Genomic DNA, 16,128 nt, shown 5'->3' on the forward strand with positions numbered 1-16,128 from the left:
TGTTACTATCGATCAATATACGTACATTCGATAGGTATAGCCAATCGTAACTCTTTAATTGATCGTTTTTATCGATTTATTGTATAACTGTCGATATAATCTCCTGTAAGAAAAAAGGGGATATACGATGATCAACTCAATAGTAGGCAAAAGAATACAACAGAGAAGAAAAGTATTAGAAATATCTAGTGTCCAAATGGCAATAAAGTTAGGTGTTAGTGAGCATTACTACTTAAAGTTAGAAAGTGGTTATATTAATATTACCGTCGATGAACTTATTATTATCTCATTAATATTGAGGACATTACCTCAAACACTCCTTTCTAAAATAAGTCATCATTCATTAACCAATGAAGGAGAGGTTTTAGAAAAACACTATCATTAAGTAGTACCTTAATATAAGTGTGCTAGTTTTATTTAAAAATTAATTTTCAATAGTGATAATTTATAAGTGATTATAAATGAAATGTGTTCTATTTATTGCTTTTTCTTTACAACAAAATGAAAAAACGTTTAAAGAGAAAGTATTAAAAGACAATTATGTTTTATTAAGGTTGGCTAAAACAAAAGAACATCCCCAAGATTGATAACAATGTTGGAGATGTCTTATTAACTTAAAGTTAATTTTTTGTTACTTATTTTAATATGGGAATGAAATCATTCCCGCAAAAACAGTGTGTCGCATTACCTCTTATTACTCGATGATGTGCAATATGGCGTTGGCTATTTAATAACGCAGTTTGTTTCAGTAAATAATTATCTAAATGCCAAGCAATAAGTTGTTTAGCTAGTTTTTTATTAGCATGTTGGCTTCGTTCTGATTGCACTTTGACGCTAATACCCGTGGCGATATGCGTTGCTCTTACTGCGGATTCTGTTTTATTAACATGCTGTCCACCAGGACCATTAGAGCGCATAGTTTCAAAAACAATTTCAGAATCACTGATATCATCGGGTTGTTCAAAGCATGAAACACCGATAAACCAGTTTTTTCTTTTATGTCGAGGTCTTAAATGGCTTAAGCATTGCCATTGCACAGAACCAGCCCATTGTTGTGCAATTAAATGGGCATTATTACCTTCAATGGAAATTAATGCTGATTTTAAGCCATGACGAGAAGGTATTTTTTCAAGTACTGTCACCTTAGTGTCTTTTTTTTCTATTGATGTCAGAAAGTAATTGAGTGTTTTTTCTACAGCTATACAACACTCTTCAGGGCCTTGGGCTGAGGAAAATTGTAATAACATTAGACGTTATCCCCACTAGTTTTGTAAGTCATAATGGGCTTTAAACGGGCAATAACCTCTATCAACCCTAAATGAGTCATGCTCTCAATAACGGTTTCAATCGATTTATAAGATTGAGGTGCTTCTTCATAAATTAATTGTTTATTCGCACAAATAACGCGACTACCTAATGCAGTGCGTGAAAGTTGAATAGGTGTAAATTTATGTGATAAGCGACCTTTACACTCTGTACGCATCCATTTTCGGCCTGCGCCATGGGGTAGTGAGTGTAAACTGAGATCAGAAACAAGGGGTTTAACAATATAACTATAGTCACCTCGAGAACCGGGAATAACAATAATATCATGATGAGCAGGTGTTGCGCCTTTACGATGTAACCAACCTTTTAGGCCATGTAATACACAACTTTCAACAAGGTTATGATTTACATCTGAGATAACAATACCTTTAGTCCGAATTTGGCCCATCATTCTTTCACCAATTAATTGACGATTGAGTTTGGCATAACGCAGAGCATCATTATGAGACTGTAAATAGATTTTTGCCTCATCACTACCTTCACTTAAACCTTGATGACCAAATTGTTCAGTGTGATTGCGTAAAATAGATTGACCTAAACCACGAGATCCACTGTGAACTAATAGTAATAATTGCTTTTTATCAATTCCACTATTTATAAAAAGATCATCATTAATAACTTGATCGATTTGTTGGAATTCAGCGAAATGATTACCACCACCAATAGATCCTAAAGATTGTGCAAAAGGATGATTTTGCATCTCTGGTGATAAATGTTCAGTTAACCATTCTAATGGTGCAATATCACTTATTTCACTTAACTGTTTTTCCAATTTATCTAAGTTAAGTTTGTTGGTTTTAAATTCTGTTTGAAATAATGTCATTCCACAGCCAATATCATTACCCACTAAAGCAGGATAAAAGCGATTAACTGAAAAAAAGGCAGCGCCAATAGGATAGCCACGTCCAGGATGAAGATCGGGCATGCCTGCGACATAAGCCATATCAGGCAGTGTTGCTGTTGTTTCTAATTGTTGGATTGCTTTGCTTTCAATCCAAGTATTATCCGATGCGAGGTAATAAACTCGCTCAGATAAATAATGAACACATTTGTCCATATACCAATCCATATATGTAAAGGATAAAAAATAAATTGATTGGCGGACAGAAAAGAAGGGAGAAATTACTTCTGAGATTGTCCGCAAAGAGTATTCATATTTATCGTTGTCATGTGATACCTCCTTGCGTTATGTAAAATAGAAATGAAATATTAAATTGCTTGTATAGTAGCCATTTTATTTTATTTTGGCAATTAGAAATGAAAATAATAATTTAAAATGATAATGAAAAAATATATTTAATAAATAAAATTATTGTATATTGATAATATTGCTTAAGGTAAAATATAAATTAATAAATAAATTTTACTGAATGAATTTTGCAGTAATCTTCATATTCTTTATTTAATTTTCTATCGGAAATAATAACATCAAATTGAGATAGCTCTCCCATATTAGCTGTAACAGTTTCATCAAAATAATGATATTTAGTCAGTAGAATTTTTCGGATAGATTTATCGATTGCCTTTTTCTTCATATAAAGATCATCGATATTATAACACGTTACACCAAAATCGAGATGAATACCTTCAGCACAAAGAAAGGCTTTTTTAGGATTAATATCATCAAGATAACAAGATTGTGTTGGGTTATAAAAAGAATCACTTTTAGGACGATATTCACCACCACAAAGTAATGTAGTGGCATTTTTTTTCTGACTTAATGCAAGAAATACACGATGAGAATAACAAATTCCGGTGAAGTGAATATTATCAGGAATAAGTTCTATTAATGCGGGAATAAACTGACCATTATCGAAAAAAAGAACATCACCATCAGAAATCATGCCAGCGGCAAGGTTGGGAATGTGTAATTCTTGAGTCTGATCAGGGGTAATAATATTTGTTGTCGATAATCCGCAATGAGGTTGTGCAAGAGCAACAATATAACCACCTAATAATGACATAGGAAATGGATTATCGCTATCAGAGCTAAGATCACGACGAATGGTCATTTCTGAAACTTCAAGGATCCTCGCGGCGTCTTTGAGATGGATGCGACCCGAGCGTTTAATACATTCACTGAGGCGGCGCAAACGTTCGTGCTGTTTGGTCTCTATCACCGGAAAATCCTTGTGTTATTTCATAGCATCACTTAAAAATAATGCTAACTAATTAATAGTTTGATTCAGGGGCATTTGTATCTGTCGCAATGGCAACACTTGCGCTTGCACCAATACGTGTTGCACCCGCTTCTATCATTTTTAATGCTGTTTGTTTATCACGAACACCTCCTGATGCTTTAACGCCAATGTCATCACCGACAGTTTGACGCATTAAGGCAACGTGATGTTCAGTTGCACCCATTGTACTGTATCCTGTTGATGTTTTCACAAAATCAACACGAATCTCACGACATATCTCACAAACCAAACGTACTTCTTCGTCTGTTAATAAGCAAGTTTCTAAGATAACTTTTAATGTGGTATTACCACAAGCCGCTTTCACTGCTTCAATATCTTGTTTTACGAAGTCTAAACGGCCACTTTTTAACATGCCAATATTAATAACCATATCAACTTCTTGTGCACCTTGGCGAATTGCTTCTGCTGCTTCAAAGGCTTTTGTTGCTGTTAAGCCAGCGCCAAATGGAAAATCGATAACACAACAGACTTTCACATCGCTTCCTTTAAGACAAGTTCTTGCTAAAGGGATATAAGAAGTGTTAATACAAACAGAGAAAAACCCATGTTCTACCGCTTCAGCACACAATGTCTTAATTTGTGTCTCGGTTGTATCTGCTGCAAGTAGGGTGTGATCGATATAATTAGCTAATGGGCGCATAGTCTATTCCTTCAAATGATTGTTATTGCTAACGTATGTTAGTTTCGCAACATATTAGTCAGCTTATAACGAGATAACAATCACAAATGATATTTAAATAACATGATATTGTTATACATCTATCAAAATGTAACGATTTTCACATTTAAACATTTATCTAAGAGTAAAACGCTATGGATATCGCAGTGATCGGTTCAAATATGGTGGATTTGATAACCTATATAGAAAGAATGCCAAAAGAAGGTGAAACGCTTGAAGCGCCTGCTTTTAAGATAGGCTGTGGCGGTAAAGGGGCTAATCAAGCAGTAGCAGCAGCCAAATTAAACTCTAAAGTTATGATGATAACAAAAGTGGGTGATGATATTTTTGCTGATAACACCATCATGAACTTAGAGTCTTATGGCATAAATACACGTTATGTGGAAAAAGTACCAGGTACAACAAGTGGTGTTGCACCCATTTTTGTGACTTCTCAATCATCAAACAGCATTTTGATTGTAAAAGGCGCCAATCAACATCTTTCACCAGAAGATATTGATAGAGCTGCTGAAAGTTTGAAAAAGTGCAAAATAATAGTGCTACAACTAGAAATCCCCCTTGAAACGGTCTATCACGCTATTGAGTTTGGTAATAAGCATCATATTCCGGTGTTATTTAATCCTGCGCCGGCATCAAAAGCGCTTGATCTTAATATTGCATCGCGTTGTGATTTTTTTGTGCCTAATGAAACAGAGCTTGAAATACTCACTAATATGCCAATCACCACAATGGATGAAATCCGTGTTGCTGCACGTTCTTTATTAGCAAAAGGCTTTAAAAATATTATTGTGACATTAGGTGAGAAAGGTGCATTGTGGATAAATAGTAATATGGAAAAATATATTCCAGCTATTGATGTTGATGCTATAGATACGAGTGGTGCAGGTGATGCCTTTATTGGCTGTTTCTCTCATTATTACGTTCATACTGGAAAAATTGAAGAGGCATTAAATAAAGCCGTTATATTTTCAGGACTTAGCGTGACAGGTAAAGGAACACAATCGTCTTATCCTAGTATTGAAGAATTTGGTTTATTTTTAAATAAAGCATAATGACGTCACTAAATCGTGGTATTAATCCCCTCAATGAACAATGGGGATTAATCTATCCCGTCATCGTTTTTATCTATTATCTATCTCACAAATAATCTTACTTTTAATATTGTGTGATTACATTCACAGAATAACGATGAACATGATTGAAATAAAATTTCATAGAGTGTATCTATATATGAAATTTGTTTTCATTAAGGTCGTTATGATGAATGAAGATGCATTGAACCAATGCCTTAAAAATGAAAGTAACCACGAAACAGTACAATTTTCAGAGCTAACACCCTTAGAGCTAGTTACGTTAATTAATAATACTGATAAAACGGTTGCTAATGCGGTAGAAAAAGAGCTCCCAGCTATTGCCATTGTTGTCGATGCAGTGACTAAACGTCTTCAAAAAGGCGGTCGCATTTTTTATGTTGGTGCTGGAACCAGTGGGCGATTAGCGGTATTGGATAGTGCAGAGTGTCCACCGACTTTTGGTGTTTCACCTTCCTTAGTACAAGCCATTATTGCGGGTGGTCACGATGCGATGTTAAAAGCGGTTGAAAATATTGAAGATAGCGAAAATGCTGCTGTTAAAGAACTTGAGCGTCGTCACGTAACTCAGCAGGATGTCATTATTGGTATCGCGGCTAGTGGTCGCACGCCTTTTACTGTTGCTGCCTTACAATATGGTAAAGAAATAAAGGCGTTAACGGTATCTATTACTACACGCGGTAAAGGTATGATGAGTGATATTGCAGATTTATCGATATCACCTAATGTTGGACCTGAAGTATTAACAGGTTCAACAAGAATGAAAAGTGGCACAGCCCAAAAAATGATTTTAGGGATGTTAAGCACAAGTGTGATGACTAAACTTGGCAAAGTGCATAAAAATTTAATGATTGATGTTATTGCCAGTAATGAGAAATTAAAAAGACGTGCAGAAGGTATCGTTAGTGAAGTATGTGCAATCTCGATTGAGAAAGCGAAAACACTTTTAGAAATGGTTAACTATCATCCTAGAAAAGCGATATTAATGTATGAATTACATTTGAGTGTAGAAAAAACAGAACAGATTATACAACAATATCCTTATTATTCATTACAACAACAACTTGCTCTATTTAACGACTAATAGAATGAATAGTAATAATAAGATAAAGATTAGGAAATAAATATAAATAGCAATATGAGTAAATACATCTAAACGCTAGCAGGCACATTTATGGCTAATAAAATAGAACACCTCGATACGTTAGCAGTAGAAATAGAAAAACAAGCTGGTGGGTTTGATAATGTGGAAACATTAACACATTGTATGACTCGCATTCGATTGATTTTAAAAGATGGCTCGCTATTTAATGCAGAGGCTTTAAAGCAAGTTGAAGGCGTTAAAGGTGTTGTATTTAATGGTGAACAGCATCAAGTCATCGTGGGTATGGGAACAGCAGCAAAAGTTTATTCCATTATGAATAAACGCATGCAACAAGCATCGGGTAATAGTGAAGAAAAACCAGCGTCAACACCAGTGAAAAAAGGTTTTTCAATTCGCCGTATGCTAAATACATTAGCTGCGATTTTTGTACCCACGATTCCAGCATTAATTGGCTGTGGTTTGATAATGGGGCTAATTAATATTATTCGTCTTGTTGCACCAGGATTAGTTGAACAATTTCCTGAGCTATTTAAATTATTTAAGCTTATAGGTAGCACAGTATTTGCTTATCTTTCCATTATGATAGGGATTAATACGGCGAAAGAGCTAGGCGCATCGACCTCAATTGGTGCAGTGATGGCGGGATTATTAGCTATGCCTGGACTTGCTGATATCACCTTATTTGGTGAAAAATTACAGCCTAATAGCGGTGGTATTTTTGCGGTATTAATGGTTGTTGTATTCTCATCAAAATTAGAATTATGGTTTCGTAGTATTGTTAAAGAGAGTTTAGACCTGATATTGACACCATTTGTCACTATTTTAGTGTCTTCTCTTGTGGCAATTATGATATTCCAACCTATTGGCCATTATCTTAATCAATTATTAGCACAAGGTGTTTCTTTATCATTATTAAATCATGGTGGTGGCGCTGTTGTCACCGGTGCAGCATTAGGTGGTAGTTTCTTATTTTTATTATTAACTGGACTACATCAAGGTTTAATTCCTATTCATACTGAAATTTTAAATACTTTTGGATTAAACTATTTGTTCCCTATTTTAGCGATGGGCGGAATGGGACAAGTTGGCTCTTGTTTTTGGGTTTATTTACGAACCAAAAATGAACGTTTAAAGAAAACATTAATGGGAGCATTACCCGTCGGTATTTTCGGTGTCGGTGAACCGTTATTATTTGGTGTATCACTACCGTTAGGTAAACCTTTTATTGCAGGATGTATTGGTGGCGCAGCGGGTGGTGCATTAATGGCTTACTTCCAAGTCGGCATTATTATTCCTTTTGGTACAGCGGGATTATCTTTAATACCTCTAGTCGGTGATGGCCAAATTATTAAGTTTTTAATCGCCGTATTAGGTGCATGGGTTGTCGGTTTTATCGCCAGTATGTTAATTGGGTTTACCGATCCAGAAAAATAAGCCAGAAATAAAAAACAGAAATAAAAGGATAACAGCATGTCAACACTGACAAAAAAGCTTAAGCACTTGCTGACACAAGGAAAAGGTACAGAGCAACGTATAGCCAATTATCTGCTTGAAAATAGTGAAAATATTGTCAGCATGAATGTTGCAGAACTTGCCACTAAAGCTAATGTGAGCAGTGCATCTGTTATCCGCTTTTCTCGCCAAATGGGGTATAGCGGTTATCCTGAATTTAAAGTCGATTATCTTTTAGAAGAAAAACAACAAAAAACCAGTGGTAATATTCTTTATGGAAATTTAGAAAAAACAGATACCACTAAGCAAATTATCTCAAAAACGGGTAACCTTTTTACCACGGCTATTCAAGATTCTTTGGCATTATTAGATGCTGATGTTATTGATGCATTGGCGAAGAATATGGTGTCTGCAAAGCGTATTGTATTATTTGGAATTGGTGCATCAGCGGTCGTGGCAAGTGATATTTTCCATAAATTAATTCGAGTAAATAAAAACACATTATTTAGCCCAGATCTTCATGCTCAACTTGCCTATTCTGCTAACTTATCTTCTGAAGATATGGCAATTGCTGTAACGGCAAGAGGTAATACCACAGATATTAACCGCATGCTTAAATCAGCTAAAAATGAAGGGTGTTTGACTGTTGCATTAACTCGCTTTGGTCAAGATGAAGCAACCCGATTAGCTGATTATACCTTACCGTATTTTTATGATGAACAACACTCTCAATTAGGTGTTATCACGCCACAAGTCTTGCAAATGATAGCTTTTGATGTGCTGTTTTTTAAATATTTAACACAAGTCAGTGAATCAGCAGAAAATGCCTTATTAAAAGGCCGAGAAGCAGTGATGCAAGGAAATCAATAATGTTATTTATCACCATATTAGCGGTGGGTGCAGTCATTGGTTTAATTATAAGTACAACAGGCGTCGGTGGTGGTGTTATTGTTTTACCTGTTTTGACGTATTTTTTTGGTATGAATGCGTTAATGGCTGTAGCAACGGCTAATTTATTATCTATGTTGATGAAAGTGACGTCCTCTTATATGCATTTTCGTCTTGGTAATATTCCTTTCAAAAGAGCCATGATAGTGTTAGGAATAATGCTACCAAGTACCTTTCTAGCAAGTCTTCTTGTTAACTATTTAGGTTCTCTTGCTGAATATCAACAACAAGTTGAATGGGGAATTAATGCTTTGGTCGTGGGTGCCATTATTTTTTCTCTTTATCTTTTTGTACAACGAATGTTTTTCTCTTTACCTGCTGTTGAGACAAAAATAACAGAGCTAGCCCCTTTAAATATTAAAGCCTTATTATTACCTGCAATAGGTGCAGGTGTTGTTTTAGGTGCAACCGGCGTCGGTGGTGGTGTCGTTGTTTTACCTTTATTGCTTCGCTATGCCAACCTCTCTATTAAACAGGCTATTGGCACTTCTATTTTTACCACAACTTTATTGTCAGGTTCTTCTGCATTAGCCTATATGCAAGATGGCCATACAGATATTCATTTAGCACTTTTATTATTTTTAGGATCTTTAATTTCGATTCCTTTATCTAAATGGTTATTAGTCAGAATGCCTGATCGTGTTTTTCAATATGCAACATTACTCTTAATTATTTGCAGTGCAGTGATGATGTTAATTAGACTATTTTAAGCGTATGTTAGCCAATTTAATACCTTAACTTAATTGCTTATTTATCTCGTAAAATTGATACATGCCAGTTTTTTATGCTGATTTAAGAAAAATTTTTTCTTTTGAACAAAAGTGATCAAGATCTCGTTTTTAACGCCAATAAAAAATAAATATAAAAAAAGGTTGTTAAATGATGGAACTTATGGTTTTTTAAAGATAGAGAACTAGCAAACACAACATTAAATAATCACATAATAAATTGATAGGTAACCCATGTTAATGACTACTCTACTACAAACTCTACGACTAACAGCGCTTGCCGCGTCTGTCGCTGTCGTACGTGTGGTGGTGGTCGTCGGCAAAACGCCGTAACGGGTCCGAATCAACACAGTTTCGCAACCCCGCCGGCGCACAAACCGGGCGGGGTTTTTTATTGCGACCTGCCCATAGAGTCCGGCCTAAAATGAAGGACATAGAATAATGGGTGCATCACAAGAGAATGCCATAGGAAGAACCTTTACAGGGGCACAATTAATCGTTTATTTATTAGAACGACAAGGTATTACCACTGTTGCTGGAATACCCGGTGGTGCTGCTCTTCCTCTTTATGACGCATTAAGCCAAAGTAAATCAATTCGCCATATTCTTACTCGCCATGAGCAAGGTGCTGGCTTTATTGCTCAAGGTATTGCAAGAGCGAATGGAAAACCCGCAGTATGTATCGCATCAAGTGGCCCTGGTGCAACAAATTTAGTCACTGCTATTGCTGATGCTAAATTAGATTCTATTCCACTGGTTTGTATTACAGGCCAAGTTTCTTCAGCGATGATTGGTACTGATGCTTTTCAGGAAGTTGATACGTATGGTATGTCTATTCCAATTACTAAACATAACTTTTTAGTACGTAATATTGCCGATTTACCTGATGTAATTTGTGATGCCTTTCGTATTGCAATGTCTGGTAGACCGGGACCTGTATGGGTTGATGTACCTAAAGATATTCAACAAGCGACAATAACTTTAGCGCAATTACCGTCTATTCCTAAGTGCGACCCTACACCTGCATTTAATACCGATTTGGTTATTCAAGCAGCGCAAATGATCAATCGAGCTAAAAATCCTGTTTTGTATTTAGGTGGCGGTATTATCAGCTCAAATGCATGTAGTGACGCTATTGAGTTAGCAGAGAAAAACCAACTGCCTACCACAATGACATTAATGGGATTAGGATTAATGCCACCTTCTCATCCATTATATTTAGGGATGTTGGGGATGCATGCTGCTCGCAGCACCAATTTTATTTTAGAAGAAGCTGACTTATTAATCGTTATTGGTGCGCGATTTGATGATAGAGCTATAGGTAAAGCAGAAAAATTTTGTCCTAATGCAAAAATTATTCATGTTGATATTGATAAAGCAGAGATAAGCAAGATCAAGCGCCCTGATATTGCCATTCATGCTGATGCAAAATCTGTTTTATCCTTATTACTGCCTTTAATTGATATTGCACAACGTAGTGAATGGATAGCGCGTGTAAATACGCTAAAGCAAGAATTTCCTTTGGAAATGAAAAACTCTGAAAATATTCTTAGCGGATATGGAATTGTGCTGGCGGCTTCTCAATGTGTTGATGATAGCGCCATAATTACCACGGATGTTGGTCAGCATCAAATGTGGGTAGCACAAGCATACCCGCTGAATCGTCCTCGTCAGTGGTTAACATCAGGTGGTTTAGGCACTATGGGGTTTGGTTTACCTGCTGCGATTGGTGCGGCATTAGCAGAGCCTAATAAAAAAATTCTCTGCTTTTCTGGTGATGGTAGCATTATGATGAATATTCAAGAGTTAGCTACGGCAGCTGAGCATCAATTAGATATTAAGATTATTTTGATTAATAATCAGGCATTAGGGTTGGTGCATCAACAGCAAACACTCTTTTTTGAAGAGCGCATTTATGCTGCTGCTTATCCCTATCAAACAGATTTTATTACAATTGCGAAAGGGTTTGGATTAGATACTTGTGATTTAAATAAAGCAACAGATCCTCAAGTTGCATTACAAGAGGCCATTACAAAACCAGGACCTTGCTTAATTCACGTAATGATTGATACTCACGAAAAAGTATTTCCAATGGTCCCGCCGGGTGCGGCTAATATCGACATGATAGGAGCTTAATCTATGTCACTACAATCACAACCTATCGCGCTGGAATTAATTGTTCGCAATCATCCTGGTGTCATGACACATATTTGTGGTCTTTTTGCTCGTCGCGCTTTTAACGTTGATGGCATTCTTTGTCTACCAATGAAAAATAGCGATAAAAGCCGTATTTGGCTATTAGTACAAAAAGATGAGCGCCTATTACAAATGGTGAGTCAGGTTGAAAAATTAGAAGATGTAAAAGAAGTAAGATTTAGCGATGATTTACGTGTTTTTGAACAAATGGAAAGTTACTTAAATTAATTTATTTATTACCGATTATTCTGGCTCACGATTAAGTAAGATGAGCCAGAATATGAGCGGAAAATTAATGATGGTTGTCTTCAAGATGTTCTCTATCTTCGCTTTCCATTTGCAATGTGATATGACTAATATGGAATTTCTCGCGTAATAATTGCTCTATTTTTATTCTTAATGCCTCGCTATCAACTTGTGTATCATAAACAATATGGCCACTTAAAATTAATTTACTTTGAGTTAAAGCCCATAAATGTAAGTCATGAACGCTAATAACGTCTGGCGTATTGGTAATGGTATTATGAACATTCGTTAAATCAATGCCACGAGGTACACCCTCAAGTAGAATATTCAGACATTCTTTAAGCAATATCCATGTACGAGGAAAAACCATAAAACCAATTAAGACTGCAATAATAGAGTCAACAAGTTGCCACCCCGTTAACCAAATAATAAATGCGCCAACAATCACGCCAATAGAACCTATCATATCAGCCCATACTTCTAGATAAGCTCCTTTAACATTGAGGCTATCGTCTTTAGTACTTTTGAGCACTCTCATTGAAATAAGATTAACGATAAGACCAATTACTGCAATGGATAACATCCCTATAGATTGAATTTCAGCAGGGATAGAAAGACGTCGATAAGCTTCATATAAAATATAAAAAGCCACTGCGAGTAAAATAAAAGCATTCATAGTAGCCGCTAAAATTTCAAATCGAGCATATCCATAGGTTCTAAATAAGTCAGCGGCTTTTCTTCCTGCATGAATAGCAATCAACGCCAATAAAAGTGCGAAAGCATCTGTCATCATATGCATCGCATCGGAAATTAAAGCTAAACTCCCCGTTAAATAGCCACCAATAAATTCCACTAACATGAAAGAGCCTGTTAATGTTAATGCAATGAGTAAACGAGATGCAGGTAATGATTTAATATCGCCGTGATTATGATCAGCTCCCATTTGCTACTTCCTTTTTTATATCACCAATAAAAATTAATACTAAAAGCATAGTGTAAAAATATTGTAAAATGGAAAAGAAAAGAATATTGATAAAATTTTCAGAATGAAGGAATTAATATGAAGGAATTAATATAAAGGAATTAATATAAAGGAATTAATATAAAGAAAAAGAGTTTAAATTAAGATAAAAATCATATTTCAAGAGATAGGTAATCGCATTGCAATCATAGGATATTTAGCAATAAAAATGACAATGCGATACTACGAATTTATGTAGTAGATAGGTCTTAAGGACGACGATGATAGTGTTGCTGATTAGGGCTAGACATAATTACGCTAGCACGTAAATGCCCTTCAACACAAATATAAGAGTGGGGAACGTTACCGTGGAATGCATAAAAGTCACCCGTTTCTAATAATACCGTCTCTTCATTTTCAAATCGCATCATCAACTTGCCTGAATAAACCATAATATGTTCTTGAGTACCATCGACGTGAGCGGGGCTGTTAATAATAGCACCATGTTTCATTTCGATATGCCATATTTCAGTAATATTGCCAATACCAATACGAAATTTAAATTCTTGAGCATAATCACCCACAATAGGCTTATGTCGTTCTAAACGGGGATATTCTTCTCGTGTAAAACTAAATAAATCACCTAAAGGAAAGCCAAGTGCAATCGCGATAGCTTCTAAAGTATCAATTCTAGGATTAGAGTCGCCAGATTCTAATTTTGATAATGCGGCTTTAGAAATACCGGATTTTCTTGATAACTCATTAAGTGACAGATTACGAGATTGACGTAACTGTTTTACTTTATTACCAAGGTATTCATTTGTTTTTTTAGGTGATTGTGGGTTCATTGCAATTCAAGATATCGTTAGTTTAAAAGTGTTATTCTCGTTAGATAATAGCATTAAACAGCGATATGCGGAAAAATGAGATGCCATTTCTATCATATTTCATAAATGTGCTATTCGTTTATGTGTGATTTTTAACAGTTAGGTTAATATCATTGTTGCGAATAGTAATTATTTAGGAATAGCTATGGTTGAATTACTCTCTTGGACTGAGTTAATTATTTGTCTGCTGACTCTTTTTTTTGCTTATATCATTTTTGGCATGGCAGGATTTGGCTCAGCATTAATAGCAGGCCCAGTATTAGCAATTTATCTACCTTTACCTATGGTTGTACCATTGCTAGCGTTAATTGATTTAAGCGCCGCTATTGTCAATATGATTAGAGATGGTAAAAAAGCAGAGTTTAAAGAAATTCGTTACCTTATTCCGTTAATTATCACTGGTAGCCTTGTTGGGGCATTTGTTTTATTGACGACGCGCCCTGATATTCTTTCTCTACTATTAGGATTATTTGCAGTTTTTTACGCCTTATATGCTCTATTTTGGCAAAAGAAATCTAGTCATTTCTCTCAATATCTTGTTTATCCTTTTGGGTTGATTGGTGGTGTATTTAGTGCACTATTTGGTAGTGGTGGTTTTTTGTATGCTATTTATTTATCAGGAAGAATTGAAGATAAAAATAGTTTTCGAGTAACTCAAACCACATTAATCGGTTTTAGTACACTAATTCGAGTTATCATTTTTTTATTTGTTGGAATTTACTGGCAACTAGATATTCTTCAACTTGCTATTGTTTTCTTGCCTGCTATGTTTGCGGGTGTTTGGATTGGGCGAAATTTAACATTACGTATGTCTAAAGCGCGCTTTATGAATGTTATCTATACGATCGTTCTTATATCAGGTTCTTTACTGATTTATCGATATTTTTCTTAAAAAAACACATGATGAGATAAAGATTTTCTTTACATAAAAGATTATCTTTATTTCTAAGTCTTGCTGTTTAAAGCCTGTTTATCTTATCTATATCTTCTATAATGCATTTTACTTTTTTATTTACTATTCTTTTAAAGAGATTTCTGCATCCTTGTAGAAACAAAATGTTATGTCATATCAAAATTACCGCCAATCTGAAGTTTTTTCTATTACTACGATTACACTTAGCATTGGCGTTATCGGTATAGTTATTGGATTGACTATTCCAATTGTTGCATTACGTTTAAATGTAGCTGGAATTAATGGGACTATTATTGGATTAATTTCTGCCGCGCCTGCAATGGGAATGTTAATTGTTTCTCCATTTGCTCGCCATATTGTGCAGTGGGTAGGTAAACGTCTTGCGATGTTATTTGCTACTATTATTTCGGCTTTGAGTTTAATTCCTTTAATGGGGTCATTATCTCTTGAGCTTCTTTTCCCTTTACGCTTATTAACGGGAATCGCGAGCGGTGTCATGATTTGTTTAGGTGAAACTTGGATAAATGAATTATCACCAGATAATAAACGAGGCCGAATTTTAGCCGTTTACACTACTGTGTTTACGATAAGCCAGTTGGTAGGCCCTTCCATTATTGCGATTTACGGGATTTCTGATAAAACACCTATTTTATTGAGTATTTTTATTCATCTTATTTCTGTCATTCTCTTTTTAATGATGGATCAGAAAAAAGGCGATAAATTACCTAAAAATACGAAAGAGCCTAGTTTTTCGATTATATATTTTATAAAAGTGGCGCCTGCAATTTGTGGTGGTATTCTCTTTTTTGCTTTTTTTGATGGAACTGTATTATCGATGTTTCCAATTTATGGCTTAAATGTAGGGCATACAGAAGCAATTGCTGCAATGATGATAAGCGCTATTTTGGCAGGTGATGCCATTATGCAAATACCGTTTGGTTGGCTTGCTGACAATATGAATAGAACACGTTTATATCGAATTTGTGGCGTTGTGACATTATTTGCCAGCTTGTTATTACCTATAACCATGCCTCATACTCTTTTAATATGGCCTTTATTATTAATCTTAGGTGCAACAGCGGGCGCTATTTATACCATTGCATTAGTACAAATAGGTCAATATTTTTCTGGTAATAATTTGATGGTCGCGAATGCGTCTGCTGCGATGTTATGGGGAATAGGTAATCTTTCAGGCCCATTACTTTCAGGTGTATTATCTGAAGTATCACCATCTTTATTACCTTTTTTACTTGTAATAATGGTAGGGTTATTTTTAGTTTCCACAATGAACCGATTTAATGCCGGGATACAAACACAAGATAGCCACTCCTTATAATTTATTTCGTCTTCTTATCTCTCTATCGAATTTAAAAATATCGTAATAAGAAACTCAAT

Annotated in this window: 16 protein-coding genes; 10 read left to right on the top strand and 6 right to left on the bottom strand. The window is 35.4% G+C overall.

Features of this window, described 5'->3' with window-relative positions; translation table 11 throughout:
* The first annotated feature begins 127 nt into the window (after positions 1 to 127).
* On the top strand, positions 128 to 385 hold the full coding sequence (locus M983_RS10200) for a helix-turn-helix domain-containing protein (RefSeq protein WP_066750011.1): 258 nt from the start codon (positions 128 to 130) through the stop codon (positions 383 to 385).
* A gap of 250 nt (positions 386 to 635) precedes the next feature.
* On the opposite strand, the gene prfH is transcribed toward M983_RS10200, so the two are convergent.
* The 4 genes from prfH to deoC all read right to left on the bottom strand — a co-directional run bounded on the left by prfH (position 636) and on the right by deoC (position 4,167).
* A complete protein-coding gene (gene prfH, locus M983_RS10205; RefSeq protein ID WP_066750013.1) occupies positions 636 to 1,247 on the bottom strand; it encodes a peptide chain release factor H in 612 nt (203 codons plus the stop codon).
* A complete protein-coding gene (locus tag M983_RS10210; protein ID WP_066750015.1) occupies positions 1,247 to 2,383 on the bottom strand; it encodes an RNA ligase RtcB family protein in 1,137 nt (378 codons plus the stop codon). Before M983_RS10210 ends, prfH begins: the two co-directional genes overlap by 1 nt.
* A 292-nt stretch (positions 2,384 to 2,675) precedes the next feature.
* The gene (locus M983_RS10215; RefSeq protein ID WP_066750017.1) at positions 2,676 to 3,446 is read right to left on the bottom strand and encodes a DeoR family transcriptional regulator; all 771 of its coding nucleotides are present in this window, start codon (positions 3,444 to 3,446) and stop codon (positions 2,676 to 2,678) included.
* Between the two features lie 52 nt (positions 3,447 to 3,498).
* Positions 3,499 to 4,167, bottom strand: a complete 669-nt coding sequence (gene deoC / locus M983_RS10220) for a deoxyribose-phosphate aldolase (RefSeq protein ID WP_066750019.1) — start codon at positions 4,165 to 4,167, stop codon at positions 3,499 to 3,501.
* Positions 4,168 to 4,340: 173 nt separating this feature from the next.
* Between deoC and rbsK the strand changes: the two genes are divergently transcribed.
* The 7 genes from rbsK to ilvN all read left to right on the top strand — a co-directional run bounded on the left by rbsK (position 4,341) and on the right by ilvN (position 11,954).
* The gene (rbsK, locus tag M983_RS10225) at positions 4,341 to 5,258 is read left to right on the top strand and encodes a ribokinase (protein ID WP_066750021.1); all 918 of its coding nucleotides are present in this window, start codon (positions 4,341 to 4,343) and stop codon (positions 5,256 to 5,258) included.
* Between the two features lie 208 nt (positions 5,259 to 5,466).
* Positions 5,467 to 6,381: an N-acetylmuramic acid 6-phosphate etherase gene (gene murQ, locus M983_RS10230; RefSeq protein WP_066750023.1), complete on the top strand. Its 915-nt coding sequence runs from the start codon at positions 5,467 to 5,469 to the stop codon at positions 6,379 to 6,381.
* Positions 6,382 to 6,471: 90 nt separating this feature from the next.
* A complete protein-coding gene (locus M983_RS10235; RefSeq protein WP_066750024.1) occupies positions 6,472 to 7,836 on the top strand; it encodes a PTS transporter subunit EIIC in 1,365 nt (454 codons plus the stop codon).
* Positions 7,837 to 7,872: 36 nt separating this feature from the next.
* Positions 7,873 to 8,724 (top strand): MurR/RpiR family transcriptional regulator, encoded by an 852-nt coding sequence (locus tag M983_RS10240; RefSeq protein ID WP_066750026.1) that lies wholly within the window; start codon positions 7,873 to 7,875, stop codon positions 8,722 to 8,724.
* Positions 8,724 to 9,512 (top strand): sulfite exporter TauE/SafE family protein, encoded by a 789-nt coding sequence (locus M983_RS10245; RefSeq protein WP_066750028.1) that lies wholly within the window; start codon positions 8,724 to 8,726, stop codon positions 9,510 to 9,512. Before M983_RS10240 ends, M983_RS10245 begins: the two co-directional genes overlap by 1 nt.
* Before the next feature lie 459 nt (positions 9,513 to 9,971).
* Complete coding sequence (gene ilvB / locus M983_RS10250; RefSeq protein ID WP_066750030.1) at positions 9,972 to 11,666, top strand: acetolactate synthase large subunit; 1,695 nt, start codon at positions 9,972 to 9,974, stop codon at positions 11,664 to 11,666.
* A gap of 3 nt (positions 11,667 to 11,669) precedes the next feature.
* Positions 11,670 to 11,954: an acetolactate synthase small subunit gene (gene ilvN, locus M983_RS10255; protein ID WP_066750032.1), complete on the top strand. Its 285-nt coding sequence runs from the start codon at positions 11,670 to 11,672 to the stop codon at positions 11,952 to 11,954.
* A 64-nt stretch (positions 11,955 to 12,018) separates the two neighbouring features.
* On the opposite strand, the gene M983_RS10260 is transcribed toward ilvN, so the two are convergent.
* Positions 12,019 to 12,915 carry a cation diffusion facilitator family transporter gene (locus M983_RS10260; RefSeq protein WP_066750033.1) on the bottom strand — a complete coding sequence of 299 codons (897 nt, stop codon included), beginning with the start codon at positions 12,913 to 12,915 and terminating at the stop codon, positions 12,019 to 12,021.
* 287 nt (positions 12,916 to 13,202) lie between these two features.
* Positions 13,203 to 13,781, bottom strand: a complete 579-nt coding sequence (locus M983_RS10265) for a helix-turn-helix domain-containing protein (protein WP_066750034.1) — start codon at positions 13,779 to 13,781, stop codon at positions 13,203 to 13,205.
* 184 nt (positions 13,782 to 13,965) lie between these two features.
* Here M983_RS10265 and M983_RS10270 point away from each other — a divergent pair, with 184 nt between their 5' ends.
* A complete protein-coding gene (locus M983_RS10270; RefSeq protein WP_066750036.1) occupies positions 13,966 to 14,712 on the top strand; it encodes a sulfite exporter TauE/SafE family protein in 747 nt (248 codons plus the stop codon).
* Between the two features lie 169 nt (positions 14,713 to 14,881).
* Positions 14,882 to 16,069, top strand: a complete 1,188-nt coding sequence (locus tag M983_RS10275; protein WP_066750038.1) for an MFS transporter — start codon at positions 14,882 to 14,884, stop codon at positions 16,067 to 16,069.
* Positions 16,070 to 16,128 lie beyond the last annotated feature (59 nt).

Source organism: Proteus myxofaciens ATCC 19692, assembly GCF_001654855.1.
GTDB lineage: Bacteria > Pseudomonadota > Gammaproteobacteria > Enterobacterales > Enterobacteriaceae > Proteus > Proteus myxofaciens.